The sequence below is a fragment of the Maribacter sp. X9 genome (genome assembly GCF_048537565.1).
Lineage (GTDB): Bacteria > Bacteroidota > Bacteroidia > Flavobacteriales > Flavobacteriaceae > Maribacter.
In genome coordinates this window covers 1,968,071-1,982,068 of the sequence record NZ_CP183215.1, presented here as the reverse complement: position 1 = coordinate 1,982,068, position 13,998 = coordinate 1,968,071, and the positions used below count along the sequence as shown (strand labels likewise).

The 13,998-nt window shown below is 36.4% G+C and carries 16 protein-coding genes; 4 read left to right on the top strand and 12 right to left on the bottom strand.

Annotated elements, in window-relative coordinates:
• Positions 1–34: 34 nt before the first annotated feature.
• Positions 35–916 (bottom strand): PPK2 family polyphosphate kinase, encoded by an 882-nt coding sequence (locus ACNR9Q_RS08375; protein ID WP_419214153.1) that lies wholly within the window; start codon positions 914–916, stop codon positions 35–37.
• A gap of 166 nt (positions 917–1,082) precedes the next feature.
• On the opposite strand from ACNR9Q_RS08375, the gene ACNR9Q_RS08370 reads away from it, so the two are divergent.
• The gene (locus tag ACNR9Q_RS08370; protein WP_419214152.1) at positions 1,083–1,781 is read left to right on the top strand and encodes a hypothetical protein; all 699 of its coding nucleotides are present in this window, start codon (positions 1,083–1,085) and stop codon (positions 1,779–1,781) included.
• Positions 1,782–1,797: 16 nt separating this feature from the next.
• Here the strand turns inward: ACNR9Q_RS08370 and ACNR9Q_RS08365 are convergent, their stop codons facing one another.
• The 10 genes from ACNR9Q_RS08365 to ACNR9Q_RS08320 form a co-directional block, all read right to left on the bottom strand.
• Positions 1,798–2,961 carry a sigma-54-dependent transcriptional regulator gene (locus tag ACNR9Q_RS08365; RefSeq protein WP_419214151.1) on the bottom strand — a complete coding sequence of 388 codons (1,164 nt, stop codon included), beginning with the start codon at positions 2,959–2,961 and terminating at the stop codon, positions 1,798–1,800.
• 9 nt (positions 2,962–2,970) lie between these two features.
• Entirely contained in the window at positions 2,971–3,849 is an 879-nt protein-coding gene (locus ACNR9Q_RS08360; protein ID WP_419214150.1) for a DUF6268 family outer membrane beta-barrel protein, read from the bottom strand.
• Positions 3,836–4,771 carry a mechanosensitive ion channel family protein gene (locus ACNR9Q_RS08355; protein WP_419214149.1) on the bottom strand — a complete coding sequence of 312 codons (936 nt, stop codon included), beginning with the start codon at positions 4,769–4,771 and terminating at the stop codon, positions 3,836–3,838. Before ACNR9Q_RS08355 ends, ACNR9Q_RS08360 begins: the two co-directional genes overlap by 14 nt.
• Positions 4,768–6,111: an ABC transporter permease gene (locus ACNR9Q_RS08350; RefSeq protein WP_419214148.1), complete on the bottom strand. Its 1,344-nt coding sequence runs from the start codon at positions 6,109–6,111 to the stop codon at positions 4,768–4,770. The genes ACNR9Q_RS08355 and ACNR9Q_RS08350 overlap by 4 nt, the downstream gene beginning before the upstream one ends.
• A complete protein-coding gene (locus ACNR9Q_RS08345; RefSeq protein WP_419214147.1) occupies positions 6,104–7,042 on the bottom strand; it encodes an ABC transporter ATP-binding protein in 939 nt (312 codons plus the stop codon). Before ACNR9Q_RS08345 ends, ACNR9Q_RS08350 begins: the two co-directional genes overlap by 8 nt.
• Positions 7,043–7,280: 238 nt before the next feature.
• A complete protein-coding gene (gene dnaJ / locus ACNR9Q_RS08340; protein ID WP_419214146.1) occupies positions 7,281–8,396 on the bottom strand; it encodes a molecular chaperone DnaJ in 1,116 nt (371 codons plus the stop codon).
• A gap of 9 nt (positions 8,397–8,405) precedes the next feature.
• Entirely contained in the window at positions 8,406–8,960 is a 555-nt protein-coding gene (locus tag ACNR9Q_RS08335) for a nucleotide exchange factor GrpE (protein WP_419214145.1), read from the bottom strand.
• A 139-nt stretch (positions 8,961–9,099) separates the two neighbouring features.
• Positions 9,100–10,062, bottom strand: coding sequence for a TIGR01777 family oxidoreductase (locus tag ACNR9Q_RS08330; protein ID WP_419214144.1), 963 nt, complete (start codon positions 10,060–10,062; stop codon positions 9,100–9,102).
• 119 nt (positions 10,063–10,181) lie between these two features.
• Positions 10,182–10,844, bottom strand: a complete 663-nt coding sequence (gene mnmD, locus ACNR9Q_RS08325) for a tRNA (5-methylaminomethyl-2-thiouridine)(34)-methyltransferase MnmD (RefSeq protein WP_419214143.1) — start codon at positions 10,842–10,844, stop codon at positions 10,182–10,184.
• A 1-nt stretch (position 10,845) separates the two neighbouring features.
• Positions 10,846–11,370, bottom strand: coding sequence for a DUF4920 domain-containing protein (locus tag ACNR9Q_RS08320; RefSeq protein WP_419214142.1), 525 nt, complete (start codon positions 11,368–11,370; stop codon positions 10,846–10,848).
• An 82-nt stretch (positions 11,371–11,452) separates the two neighbouring features.
• Here ACNR9Q_RS08320 and ACNR9Q_RS08315 point away from each other — a divergent pair, with 82 nt between their 5' ends.
• Entirely contained in the window at positions 11,453–12,523 is a 1,071-nt protein-coding gene (locus tag ACNR9Q_RS08315) for a branched-chain amino acid aminotransferase (RefSeq protein ID WP_419214141.1), read from the top strand.
• A 25-nt stretch (positions 12,524–12,548) separates the two neighbouring features.
• Here ACNR9Q_RS08315 and ACNR9Q_RS08310 read toward each other — a convergent pair whose 3' ends face one another.
• The gene (locus ACNR9Q_RS08310) at positions 12,549–12,935 is read right to left on the bottom strand and encodes a hypothetical protein (protein WP_419214140.1); all 387 of its coding nucleotides are present in this window, start codon (positions 12,933–12,935) and stop codon (positions 12,549–12,551) included.
• 351 nt (positions 12,936–13,286) lie between these two features.
• Between ACNR9Q_RS08310 and ACNR9Q_RS08305 the strand changes: the two genes are divergently transcribed.
• Together ACNR9Q_RS08305 and crcB are read left to right on the top strand one after the other, a co-directional pair.
• Positions 13,287–13,466 carry a hypothetical protein gene (locus tag ACNR9Q_RS08305; RefSeq protein WP_419214139.1) on the top strand — a complete coding sequence of 60 codons (180 nt, stop codon included), beginning with the start codon at positions 13,287–13,289 and terminating at the stop codon, positions 13,464–13,466.
• Positions 13,467–13,486: 20 nt separating this feature from the next.
• Positions 13,487–13,858 carry a fluoride efflux transporter CrcB gene (gene crcB, locus ACNR9Q_RS08300; RefSeq protein ID WP_419214138.1) on the top strand — a complete coding sequence of 124 codons (372 nt, stop codon included), beginning with the start codon at positions 13,487–13,489 and terminating at the stop codon, positions 13,856–13,858.
• The last annotated feature ends 140 nt before the right edge of the window (positions 13,859–13,998 follow it).

The window sequence follows — 13,998 nt, the reverse complement described above, 5'->3', positions numbered from 1 at the left end:
ATAAGCCCCAAGTACTACAATCAATAGCACTAGTTTACTTTTCACCTTGTAATTGTTGTTCATAGTTGTCTAAATTAGACATAATTTTTTCGCTCAACATGGGCTCTTTGATATCTTTGTATTTTTTTAACGATTGTAATAATATTGAGGCAATTATAATTCTCGTCGCTTTTTTATTATCGGCAGGTACAACGAACCATGGAGCATAGTCTTTAGACGTCTTAACAATAGCCTCTTCATAGCATTTTTGGTAAGTGTCCCAAAGTGCTCTTTCTTTTAAATCTCCTGGAGAAAATTTCCAATGTTTCTCTTTGAATGCAAGTCGCCTTAAAAGCCGTTGCCGCTGCTCTTCTTTGGACAGGTTTAAGAAAAATTTGTAAATGAGCGTTCCGTTTTCTGCTAGATGCTGTTCAAATTGATTTATTTGTTCAAATCGTTTATCCCAAAAATTTTGATCTACATCTGCAACCGTATGAATACCGGGAATATGTTCATTCAAAATGTATTCTGGATGGACCCTGGTCACCAGTACGTTTTCATAATGGGTTCTATTGAAGACCCCGAACTTGCCCTTGGCCGGTAAAACGATATAATGACGCCAAAGATAATTATGACTTAACTCTAATTCGGTCGGCACTTTGAAACTATGCACTTCTACCCCACTAACATTGAAATCTTTAAACACCTCACGTATCAAACTATCCTTACCAGCAGTATCCATTCCTTGAAGACAGACCAGAATACTATATTTTCCATGGGCGTATACTATATCTTGAAATTCTCCCAACTCCTTTCTAATCACGGCTAGCCCCTTCTTCAATTTTTTATTCGACTTTCCGAAATCTTCGTAGGTTTCGACCTGGCGCAAATTAAAGTTGTCATTGGCCCTATATTTTTCAATATCTATTCTATCCATCTTTATAAATATAATTAAATACCCACATGATTACCCATTTGAGCAACGCTCATCGCTATTTTTATCGGATTTGAAAGGCATTCTAACGAAAATAATACTTTCGGCCGCTCATTATATCTAATTTTATCAGCGTAAAATCCCAAATTTTACAGATTAAAACCTACAAATGAAGAAAACGATTTATTTTTTCTGCAGTTTTACCTTGCTTCTACTTTACTCGTTCGGCACAAATTTAGATTGTGAATATGCAAGTTCAAATATGGGTTTTGCCAAATCGCAAATAAAGGAGGCCCTACTTACAAACGATATTAGCCAAGCTAGATTTTATAGTTACAAGGCTTTGAATGCGATGGAAAAATCAAAAAGCCAACTTAAAGAATGTGGATGTAAGTTGGCAAGAAATAGCATGAACGAGAGTTTAGATTTATTAATCCTTGCTACCAAATCAACAACCTTAGAGGGCACAAAGAGTTATTTGAGCAAATCATTGGAACTTACCGAAAATACAATGTTCGTTCTTGAAGCCCATGACGCTCATGACAGTTCTTATTCTAATGACATGCTCGCCATGAATTCAAAAAATAGTTCTGATAACAAAGCCACTTCTAATGAAACTATTTCACTTAGTCTTAGCGATAAAATCGACATTTCACTTGAAAAATATCGAATCTCACTGAACCAGGTAGTTCTAACGGTCAATTGCAAAGAGGCGAAAGCTTTTGCCAAACGCATTTACGAAGAATGTGAGACTCAACTTCTCAAACCTAATTTATCCGAAGGAAAAAAGTATTACAACCTTCGTACAAAAGAAATAACCTTAGCGGCGTTAAAAGAAATTGGTGACTGTACTCAAGAAATACATTAATGTATGATTAAGGCTATTATTTACTCGCGAATAATTTCACGTCATCTTCTGTAACCTCTTGCCCTCCGAGAATAATAAGACGTTCGACGACATTTCGAAGCTCTCTAATATTCCCCGTCCAATCGTAGGCCTTCAAAAGTTTCACAGCTTTATCAGAAAAAGTTTTTGAGGGTATGCCCTGTTCTTCTGTAATCTTTTGAGAAAAATGCTCTATTAACAAAGGAATATCGGCCCTACGGTCATTCAAACTAGGCACTTGAATGAGAATCACTGCAAGCCTATGGTAAAGATCCTCTCGGAATTTACCGTCTTCTATTTCTTTTTTAAGATCTTTATTGGTAGCGGCTATAACACGTACATCTACTTTTATATCCTTATCCGATCCAACTCTTGAAATTTTACTTTCTTGTAAGGCCCTTAATACTTTTGCCTGTGCCGAAAGGCTCATATCACCAATCTCATCTAAGAAAATAGTTCCCTTATTAGCGGTTTCAAATTTGCCGGCCCTATCCTTAACTGCAGACGTAAATGCTCCTTTTACATGTCCAAATAGCTCACTTTCTATTAATTCAGATGGAATCGCTGCACAATTCACCTCTATGAACGGCTGAGCACTTCTTGCACTTTTTTCATGTAACCAATGTGCGACCAGTTCTTTACCTGTACCGTTAGCACCTGTTATCAATACCCTTGCGTCGGTTGGGGCGACCTTTTCGATCATTTCCTTAATCGTACTTATTTCGTTACTATCCCCGATCATCTCATAATTCTTGCTAACCTTCTTTTTCAAATTCTTGTTTTCAACAACAAGAACCTTTCTATCCAAAGCATTTCTAACCGTAGTCAATAAGCGATTTAGATCTGGGGGTTTAGAAATATAGTCAAAGGCCCCTAAACGCATGGTATTTACGGCGGTATCTAAATCACCATGACCAGATATCATTATAAAGGGGATTTCGGGTTTTATTTTCCGCGCCGCTTCCAATACCTCAACGCCATCCATTTTGGGCATTTTAATATCACAGAGAACCAAGTCATAATCATTGTTCTTTATAGTTTCCATACCTTTTAATCCATCTTCGGCCTCCTCGACCTGATAGGCATCGTTCTCCTCAGATAAAATTTTAACCAGCACCCTTCTGATCGCTGCTTCATCCTCAATAACCAATATTCTTGACATAACGTTTTATTAAATTCCTATTCTAAATCCTGTTCTAAAATAAAGTCCGGATGCATCATTTAAAGTAAAAATATCTTTACGGTCTCTATCTCTCAATGCTGAATTCTGAAATAAGGATCGCCCACCAATAAGATAAACGGACATATCTTTAGTTATTTTATATTGATATCCTATAGTCAATAATAATGCCGTATAAGAGACATCGGTCGACAAATTGTTTCCGGATAATAATATATCGTTCTGGATATTCACGTAATAGCCGTCTAAAAATAATTCTGATTGAAAAAAATGTCCTTTTGGTGTAAAATATTTCATTCCTGATTTAGGTACTCCTACAATGTAGGCCCAATTGGGATGGAATTTTTTTTCATAATATAACACGGGCAAGGGAATCTGTACAGGAGAAGTAGAATTATAGGATACACCCAAAACCAATTTATAGGGTTTATCGATGTTTTTCTTGTCCCTATAGGCTCCCACGGTATAGTTCACATTAAAATCATCATTTTGCAATTCTTCAACAAAGTTGGACGACCATCTCGGTGTTATCACCCCTATCAACCGCCACTCTTCCGTTAATTTATAGACATAAGCAAAATTAACATCTACAACATGAAGTTTTTTAATGTCATCCGAACTTACGAATATCCCATTTGGAACTTCAAAATTATACCTATTGTATTCGCTCCCTATAACTATATAGTCTTTTTTATCTCTTACCGGAATTGGAATATTTGCCACCAGTTTTATTCTTGATGTTTCTACATCGGCACTGTTGCTAGGCATGAGCATATATTCTGCCCTGAACACATCAGGTGTTTGCCCAACCATATAGTTGGCCAAAATGAAAAGGAGCCACACTTGTGTGAATCGGTTATGTTTCTTCATTCGTATTTAAATTTTGAACCGAACTATGTTGAAAAGGTGCTGGTTGAAAGATATGCACATCTCTCTGCGGAAAAGGAATGGTAATATTATTTTTCCTGAAATCTGCATCGATTTTATATCGTAATTCACTTTTTAATCTGGGCACCGAAAAACTATCATTTATATAAAAGTTTAAGGAGAACAGTAAAGCAGAATCACCGAAATCTTCAAATAAAACAAAAGGTTTGGGACTTTTTAAAACACTTCTCTGATTTTTAACAACATTCAGTAAAATTTGCGTAACCGACTGAATGTCACTACTATAAGCCACGCCCACATTAACAGTTTCTCTTGTTGTTGTATGGTTCTGGGTATAATTATATACTATATCACTTATAAATTTATGGTTGGGAATTATAATCACCTTATCGTCTCTGGTGAGCGCTCTTGTCGTGCGTAACTTTATTTCAAAAACTTTTCCTACCTTATTATCTATCTCTACGATATCGCCGACACGTAAGGATTTATCAATAATAATAAAAACACCTCCGATAATATCTTGGAAAATATCTTGCAGGGCGAGTCCAAGACCAACGAACAGGGCCGCAGAAGCAGTGATTAAAATTGTAATATCGATACCCGCGGCGCTCATGGTGAACAGAATCACCACTACATAAACAAGATACTTAATAAACTTAAAGATGCTGATAAACTTAAGTTTATCCTCTGCTTCCATTTTTCTAGTAAAAAATCTGCGAATGCCTTGCAGAAGCGTACTTGTTATTAAAAAAGCTACTGTCAATAACAATAATAACCCTATGGTAATATTTATAGATTCTTTTCCCTCACCAAAATGAATACCCAATTCCAAAAACTTCTTTACACTCCCCCAGATATCATCTTCAATGATTTCCTTTATTTTTTCTGTTTTCTCCTGGATCATGATGAATATTTAAGCCACTTGAAGAGTTCTTTATAACTAGGTTTTTTACCGTACATAAGTATGCCGACACGGTAGATTTTCGCTGCCACCCAAACAATACCAATAAAAGTACCTATTAAAATTAAAATAGAAGTTATCAATTGCCATACCGGAACACCTCCATTACCAATGCCCCAAGGTAAACGCATGAGCATTACGATAGGCGATGTCAACGGAAAAAGGGAAAAAGCAACTGCAATAGGCCCGTTTGGATTGCTGAAAACAGAAAAGAAACCTACATAAATCGCCAACATCAAAGGAAGAATTACGGGAAAAATAAATTGCTGGGTATCTGTTTCATTGTCAACGGCAGCACCTATTGCAGCATATATTGAGCTATAAATCAAGTATCCCAAAACAAAATAAACGATGAAGAAAAACAGCATGGCAAAAATAGGAATTTCAAAAATCTCTTGGGCGTACAGTTGAATATTCTGGGTTACGGTATCTACATCAACACTTGTAGTGGACGACATACCTGGTGTCATGCCCCCTTTAGTCAATGTTGATGGATCTATATCAAAAATCGCTAGCCCTATAAATAATAAAATGGCTCCAGAAATTATCCAAATACCAAATTGGGTAATTCCCGCCAAAGATGTTCCTATAATCTTACCCATCATTAAATGGAACGGTTTTACAGAAGAAATAATAACTTCAATAATTCTACTTGTTTTCTCCTCGATCACACTTCGCATTACAAAACCACCATATATGATAATGAACATCATGATCAAATACCCAAAAGCCCCGCCTATCACAGCTTTTATTTCATTGATACCCTTTATATTTTGAAGGCCATCAAACGTGGCAATATTAATGTCATAGGCACGATCCATTTCGGCGTATTCTTTTGGTGACAGACCAAATTCCCTCAAGCGCTCTTGCCTTAATCTTCCGGTTATGACAGCTTCAAGCTTATCTAAAACCGCTGCTGTTGGTGCATCTTTACTATAAAAAAATGCACGTTGGGCAACTTGCTCGAGATTCTCTTCATTGGGTAAGAACATTAGTCCATAGTACCCCATACTCATTGTAGAATCTTTAGCCTGTTCTAAAGTAACGTCCTTAAAATTCACATAAGAAGTTGCCTCAGATGTCACGAATTCATTCGAAAAAAAATCACTATCATTTAAAACGGCTATTACTCTTTTCTCATTACCGTTCAACTGGGTTAAATAGGTGATTAGCAAAATCATCCCCACCATTAGAATAGGGCTTAAAAAGGTCATGATCACAAAAGATTTGTTCCTCACCTTTGCCAAGTATTCGCGTTTAATGATCAATGGCAATTTATTCATGTGCTATACCTTTATTTTGAATGGTCTTGATAAAAATATCATTAGCAGAGGGTATCGTTTCCACAAAACTGTTTACGTTTGCCCTGCTACTTAGAAATTGTAAAAGTTCCTTTGATTCATTCGTAGGAAGTTGAATTTTAAAATCCAACTGCCTTTCCTTTATATCATATGAATTGCTCAATACCTGAAAATTATCCCTCATTTCAATTAATAATTTGTCAGCATTTTCAATTTCAACCCCGATTTTAAAAATGTTGTTCTTATACGCTTTTTTAATATCCGATAACTTCCCGTCCAATATTTTTTCAGATTGGTGGATCAAAGCGATGTACTCACATAATTCCTCCACTGATTCCATTCTATGTGTAGAAAAAATTATAGAAGTACCGTTCTCTTTTAGATTTAAAATCTGTTCTTTAATAAGGTTTGCATTAATAGGATCAAATCCACTAAAAGGTTCATCGAATATCAACAGTTTAGGCTCGTGTAGAACGGTGACCACGAATTGTATCTTTTGGGCCATACCTTTTGAAAGTTCTTGTATTTTTTTATTCCACCAATCCCCTATTTCTAACTTTTCAAACCAATACTTCAATCGTTTTCTCGCATCGGCTTTTGACAGTCCTTTTAATTGAGCGAGGTATAAAGCTTGTTCTCCAACCTTCATGCTTTTATAAAGGCCTCGTTCTTCTGGCAAATATCCTATTTGAGTTATGTGTTCTGATTTCAAAGGCTCTCCATTAAAATAGACCGAACCTTTGTCAGGATAAGTAATTTGATTGATTATACGTATTAAGGTAGTCTTACCAGCCCCATTAGGACCTAATAATCCGTAAATACTATTTTCGGGAATTTCAAGTGAAACGTTCTTTAATGCCGTATGGCTCCCAAATTGTTTGGTGACCTCATTAGTTACCAAAATGTTATTCATGTAGTCAATTTATTCAAAGATATTGAATTGTTTTGACTAGGTATATTCTTTATGTTTCCTTTATTTTTTACAGGCATTTATTGGCCTTAGCAAAAATAAGCATCCACATAAAAAGCAAAACCCACCCTCAATTAAATTAAGGATGGGAAAAAAATTGCTATGAAAAAGAAAATTAATATTGGTTGCCCAATATTAACTCAAATATACGTTTTTTATTTAAAACCAAAAGATTTTGAACTTAAGAGAACATATCTTTAACTTTTTCAAAAAATGACTTATCAGACTTCTCTGGCTTTGGTTCAAAATTATCAGTTCCCTGCATTCGCTCGAAAAACTCTCTTTGTTCTTTGTTTAATTCTTTTGGTGTCCAAACATTGACATGTACCAGTAAATCTCCTGCGCCATACCCGTTCAAACTTGTTATTCCTTTTCCCCTAAGTCTTAAAATCTTACCAGATTGTATACCGGTCTCCAACTTTATGCGGACCTTACCCCCTACAGAATCGATTTCCTTAGAAGTTCCCAAAACGGCCTCGGAAATACTTATATAAAGATCATAGTGCAAATTATCGCCTTCACGCTTTAAGGTCTCGTGTTCTTGGGTTTCTATAGCCACCAATAAATCGCCCGGTACTCCATTCCCAGGCGCATCGTTACCTCTATTAGGAACTTTTAACTGCATGCCGTCTTCAACCCCGGCAGGTATATTTATCGATACAGTTTCTTCAGAAACTTTTAAACCTTGAGCGTCGGCGTCACTCGGTTTTCCATCAAGAATCTGCCCGCTACCCCCACAGGTGCTACACGTTGCCGCAGTCTGCATTCTACCCAGTATGGTATTCTGCACTTTTGTCACCTGTCCGCGGCCATTACAGGTAGAACAGGTTTTGTAGGTTACGCCTTCGGCTTGAACCTTTCTTCTAACCTTAACTTTTTTCTCAACCCCATGGGCTATTTCCTCTAAGGTCAATTTCACCCTAATACGTAAATTGCTACCTTTTACCCTACGTTGGCCACCACCACCGCTAAAGCCACCGAAACCTCCGCCACCAAAGGCACTGCCGAAAATATCACCGAACTGGCTGAAGATGTCGTCCATATTCATACTTCCTCCACCAAAGCCACCGCCACCTTCGAATGCCGCGTGACCAAATTGGTCATAGCGTGCCTTTTTATCAGGATCACTGAGTACTTCGTAGGCCTCGGCCGATTTTTTGAACTTCTCTTCTGCAGTACTATCGCCAGGATTTTTATCAGGATGGTATTGCAATGCCTTTTTACGATATGCCTTCTTTATTTCGGCAGCAGATGCACTTTTACTTATTTCTAGAATTTCATAATAATCTTGCTTCATGCCCATCTTTTAATTTCCTACTACTACTTTTGGATGCCTAATGATCTTGTCACCAAGACTAAATCCCTTTTCAACAACATCTATAATTTTACCTTTCATTTTTTTATCAGGAGCTGGTATTTGGGTAATAGCTTCATGGATTTCAGCATCAAAGACATCCCCGGGATTTACTTCTAAAATCTGAAGTCCTTTTGATTTCAAAGTTTCCCTCAACTTAACGTTGATCAGTTCTATACCCTTGAACATTTCTTTATCATCAGACTTCGCCAATTCTTTTATAGCTCTTTCAAAATCATCCAAAACAGGCAAAAGTGAAACGATTACTTCTTGTCCGGCCGTTTTAAAAAGCTCCATACGTTCTTTTGAGGTACGTTTTTTATAGTTTTCAAACTCTGCAAATAGTCTTAAAAACTTATCTTTTTCCTTTGAAAGCTCATCTCTTAAAACCTCTTCTTGCGAAAGTTCTTCCTCTATAACACCTTCTTCTTTTTGTTCCTGTAGTTCGTCATCTAAAAGTTCATTTTCCAAGAACTCATCATCCAATGTGTTTTCTTTATCACTCATAATCTATAGTAATTTAAACGTCGATTAAAAAGGAGGCAAAAGTACTGCCAATTCTTTAAAAATGTCAAAATGTCACAAAAGTTCAAAAAAAAATCCGCCATAAGCGGATTTCAATTTTATATTTTACATATGGTTTTAATCAGGATACAAATTCATTTGTCATGTCGGTTCTCGAATTTTCGCATTCACCTTGCTTATCATAAATGGCCGCAAGTGCTTGACAAATATTAGAATATTGAAAAACAAAACCCTCTTCTTCTATCTTTTTGCTACTGACCCTTTGACTTGCAAACAAAACATACGCCATACTACCCAAAATCGAATACATGATAAATTTTGGAACGTTAGGCAAGAAAAGCGGTCTCTCCAAACTCTTTGCGATTTCTTTTACCAACTTATTATTTGTTACCGGATTTGGCGCAACGCCATTAAAAGTTCCTTCAAGACCAAATGAGGCAATATGAAGAAATATACCTGCCAAATCTGAAATATGAATCCATGATTGCCATTGTTCACCACTACCGAATGCCGCACCTAGAAAATAGTTCACAGGCTTGGCCATCTCAGGCAAAGCCCCCCCCTGTCTAGAAAGTACCAAACCAATTCTAACCTTCGAAACCGATAGTCCTATGGCTTCAAATTCATCTACTTTTTTCTCCCATGCTTCTACTACCTCCCCTAAAAAACTATTATCTACTTGATTATCTTCTTCTGCATAATAATTACTTAGTGAATTGGGGTAAATTCCTATTGCTGAAGCAGAGATTATAGACGTAACCTTATGACTTTTAGATCTTAGCAAGGCGTTTTTAAGCGACTCCAAAGAATTAATACGACTACTTAAAATTGTTTTTTTATACGATTTGGTCCATCGCTTAGATATACTGGATCCGGCCAAATTTATTATTACAGAAACACCTGAAAGGCATTCTTCATCAATTTCTCCCGTATCCGGATTCCAAAAATAACCTTGATAATCTGGCTTTGAAACAATTTTCCGTTTACTGGTTGTAAGGTAATTAATGGCATAACCTTTTTCATGGCATTGCGAGACCAATTCGCTGCCCACTAAACCCGTTGCACCAGTTATCAATACTTTCATCTCTTAAAGATATTGCTTTTAAAGAGTCTTGATATGCTATTTAATTTCGATTTAACATTGTACCAAAAGCAATTGGACAAAATTGCTTTAGGAAAAGGGTAGAAGTATCACGGTGTAGTTTAAGGTTTTCTAGCTCTTAGCATTTCACGCTTTCCTGGCGGCCCTGGCAATCGCTCTACAAGAAAACCAACTTCTAACATGGCACGTCGTACGCTTCCTTTTGCTGCATAAGTGACCAAATACCCTTTAGATTTCATAGCCTTGAACATTATATGAAATAATTCAACGGTCCATAACTCTGGCTGTACCCGCGCACCAAAGGCATCAAAATAGACTAAATCAAAAAGCTCAGAATGGTCGATGTACTTAAAATCTTTTTGCTCTTTTGTAAGGTGAAAATATTCACTGATTTCAATTTCCTCTTCCCATACCGAGGTGTGCATTAAATCAAACTCCTTTTTACGTGAAACAGAATCCAATTCTTCAATATAATTGAGTTGGCTCAATTCTTCCTCAGACACTGGGTATGCTTCAACCCCGGTATAGAAAATAGTTAGATTTCGCTTTTCAGATTCGAGCAGGGTTATAAAAGCATTAAGTCCCGTGCCAAATCCGATTTCAAGTATATTTATGTCCCTACCCTTAAATAAATCTAACCCAGAATCAATAAATACATGATATGCCTCTTGAATAGCACCATGTTTAGAATGGTATTGCTCTTGCCAATCCTTTATTTGGATAGTTGTGGAACCATCGGCTGTAGTAATGACTTCTCTCTTCAAATTAATTGGTAACTAGCACACCAGAGGCCTCAAAACTGAAGGTCCTTCGTGGTGTAGTTATTTTAGTCAATTCATCGGCAGACTTTCTTGCATCGGCCGCGTAATGTTTTTGATCTTCAATACTCATTTCTTCAACAAACGCTAAACCGTTTAAAACAACATTCTTTTGCACAATATCAAAAGGCATAAAAAACCCATAATCCTTAAAACGAACCATTGCCTGCTCCCCATCAGGTAATTCTACAATCATCCAGCACCCTTTTACCTTGCAAACTTCTTTGACAACAGTTTTAAACTGCAACGACAACGTATCTGAGGTCGCCATTGTATTATATTTCTTCAAGACTTCATGTTCTTCCTGAAGTCTATCAACCACAAATTGATTACCATAATAAGTACCTGCAGCAGTATCTTGAGAAGGTTGGGAATTGGCTCTTTGCTGTCCTGAGCAAGAAAAATATCCAAATAAAAAGACAAGTAAAATGTTAAATCCTTTCATAAATCTTAAAAATGCTGATTTACCCACAAAACTGATCAATTTTAGTCTAAAAAAGAAGAGGCTGTTGGGATATTTGTTTAATTTTATTCTAACTAAAGTTACGCATTTCATGACCATTGAAACCAAAAATATCATCGTCGAAAAGGTAAAAACCTCAAAAATTGATCAAGTTGATTTTGACAATCTAGCCTTTGGGTCAGTTTTTACAGACCATATGTTGGTGTGTACTTATAAAAAAGGAGCATGGGAAACTCCTAAAATCATACCTTATCAACCTATCACCCTCGACCCGTCTTCAAAGATTTTTCATTACGGACAATCTATATTTGAAGGAATGAAAGCTTACAAGGACGATAAAGGGGAGGTATTTCTATTTCGACCATTGGAAAATTTCAAACGCTTGAATATATCTGCCGAAAGAATGTGTATTCCACAACTTCCACAAGAGTATTTTATGGATGGCCTTACCACACTATTGAATTTGGATAAGGAATTCATACCTACAAAAGAGGGAAGCTCATTATATATAAGGCCTTTCATGTTCGCTTCAGGCAACGGATTTCATGCTTCGCCCGCTGACGAATATAAGTTCATTATAGCCTGCGCCCCATCAGGGGCCTATTTTTCAGGTAAGGTGAAAGTGCTTATTGAAGAAAACTATTCAAGATCGGCCAACGGTGGCGTTGGCTTCGCAAAGACCGGTGGAAATTATGCCGGTCAGTTCTACCCAACACAATTGGCAATTGAAAAAGGATATAGTCAAGTCATATGGACCGACGATACCGATCATAAATTTATCGAAGAGGCCGGTGCAATGAATATTTTCATTCGTATCAATGATACTTTAATTACCGGACCAACTAGCGATCGTATTCTTGACGGAATCACTAGAAAAAGTATTTTGGATATCGCTAAGGATGCCGGCATCAAAACCGAAGTAAGAAAAATAACGGTCGATGAAGTTGTAGAAGCCGCTAAAAACGGAAGCTTAAAAGAAATGTTTGGAGCGGGAACAGCGGCTGTCATATCTCCAATTTCAGGTTTTGGCTACAGGGAAACCGATTATGAGCTTCCCGAATTGGAAAATAGCTTTGGAAAACGCTTGAAGAAAATAATAACGGATATTCAATATAATAAATCTGAAGACAAATTCGGTTGGCGATTTAAAGTAACGGAGTGAAAAAGGGCCATTGATTGGCCCTTTTTTATTTTTTCAAAATACGCTCAATATTAGGCTTAAAGTAATCGGGGCCTTTCAAAACCTTACCATCTTCCCTGTAAATGGGTTTGCCATCTGTACCTAGTTTACTCATATTGCTGCGCTGAATCTCATTGAAAACTTCCTCAATCTTATACTGCATACCATGTTCTAAAATAGTTCCACATAAAATATATAGCATATCGCCAAGGGCATCGGCCACTTCAACAAGGTCGTTATTTTGGGCAGCTTCCAAATATTCCTTATTTTCCTCATCCATGAGGTTGAAACGCAAAGTGTTCTTTGCCTCTCCCAAATCCGCTACCATTACTTCAGAGACACCTAAACCAAACGAATTATGAAACTCTTTTACGGCATCGATTTTATTTTTCATCTTTAATTTACTGTTTTCCGTTAGCTTTGTGTAAAATTAGGAATTATGTTCAGTACCGGACAAATCATTTTTGCCATAGTTTTTGCCATCGTCTTCACTATCACTATCGTTCTTTCTTATAAAAAGGACTTTAAACTGCATCAAAAAAATTACAAAGGTGTTATGTGGGTAGGTATTTTTTTCGCTTTATTCTTAATACTTCTATTTTTTATTAAGTATTTCCTTAATGGATAGTTAAATTTTTACTTACACCACAAAAATCCATCCCCATACAACAAAATAGACTTTTTAAGCGTATAATATACCAAATGGCGTAATTTTGCGTTATTCATCTATAAGGGGCAATTAATTATGATGACATTTCTTACGATTTTTTTAGTATTGATAGGTATAAATGTTGCGATGGTGGTCGCCAGTTTATTGAGCGTAGCTCAAAAATCTAAAAAATCATCACAACAATTATCCAAACAACCAACATCGGTAATCTATCCTTTAGATTTACTAACTTCTAGCTATAAAAAAGCAGTTTAGTTTTTTTACCTTTATAAGGTATGAAACAATTTTTGCTTGTTTTTTTGGGAGGTGGCTTTGGTAGTATTCTAAGGTATTGGATATCGAAATCCTTAAATTCATATTATTCAAATTTCTTCTTAGGTACTTTTTTAGTCAATAGTGCTGGATGTCTGTTAATCGGCCTACTTATTGGACTCACATTAAAGTATAATTACATCACCCAAAATCAGACCCTTTTACTGGCCACCGGTTTTTGTGGCGGATTCACAACTTTTTCCACATTTGCTCTAGAAAGCAATCATCTACTTAAAGAAACTTCAGTACTTCAAGCCTCATTATACATGGGCTTAAGCGTTGGTATCGGCATGCTAGCCATATCTCTGGGTCTATGGATCTGTAAAATGTTATAGAACTAACATTCAATCCATACTTTTTTATTATTTATAATTTTTCTAGGTATTTCCTGTTTTTTTAAACAATTCGCAAGTAAATAACAATTTTTCTGATGATATAGTCAAAATTCAACAGAAACAACCTATTCATTTCATCT

Coding starts and splice junctions, on each gene's coding strand:
- ACNR9Q_RS08375 (WP_419214153.1), bottom strand. CDS start 916: ATGGATAGAATAGATATTGAAAAATATAGGGCCAATGACAACTTTAAT.
- ACNR9Q_RS08370 (WP_419214152.1), top strand. CDS start 1,083: ATGAAGAAAACGATTTATTTTTTCTGCAGTTTTACCTTGCTTCTACTT.
- ACNR9Q_RS08345 (WP_419214147.1), bottom strand. CDS start 7,042: ATGAATAACATTTTGGTAACTAATGAGGTCACCAAACAATTTGGGAGC.
- crcB (WP_419214138.1), top strand. CDS start 13,487: ATGAAACAATTTTTGCTTGTTTTTTTGGGAGGTGGCTTTGGTAGTATT.
- dnaJ (WP_419214146.1), bottom strand. CDS start 8,396: ATGAAGCAAGATTATTATGAAATTCTAGAAATAAGTAAAAGTGCATCT.
- ACNR9Q_RS08360 (WP_419214150.1), bottom strand. CDS start 3,849: ATGAAGAAACATAACCGATTCACACAAGTGTGGCTCCTTTTCATTTTG.
- ACNR9Q_RS08335 (WP_419214145.1), bottom strand. CDS start 8,960: ATGAGTGATAAAGAAAACACATTGGATGATGAGTTCTTGGAAAATGAA.
- ACNR9Q_RS08350 (WP_419214148.1), bottom strand. CDS start 6,111: ATGAATAAATTGCCATTGATCATTAAACGCGAATACTTGGCAAAGGTG.
- ACNR9Q_RS08355 (WP_419214149.1), bottom strand. CDS start 4,771: ATGATCCAGGAGAAAACAGAAAAAATAAAGGAAATCATTGAAGATGAT.
- ACNR9Q_RS08310 (WP_419214140.1), bottom strand. CDS start 12,935: ATGAAAAATAAAATCGATGCCGTAAAAGAGTTTCATAATTCGTTTGGT.
- ACNR9Q_RS08315 (WP_419214141.1), top strand. CDS start 11,453: ATGACCATTGAAACCAAAAATATCATCGTCGAAAAGGTAAAAACCTCA.
- ACNR9Q_RS08365 (WP_419214151.1), bottom strand. CDS start 2,961: ATGTCAAGAATATTGGTTATTGAGGATGAAGCAGCGATCAGAAGGGTG.
- ACNR9Q_RS08330 (WP_419214144.1), bottom strand. CDS start 10,062: ATGAAAGTATTGATAACTGGTGCAACGGGTTTAGTGGGCAGCGAATTG.
- ACNR9Q_RS08305 (WP_419214139.1), top strand. CDS start 13,287: ATGATGACATTTCTTACGATTTTTTTAGTATTGATAGGTATAAATGTT.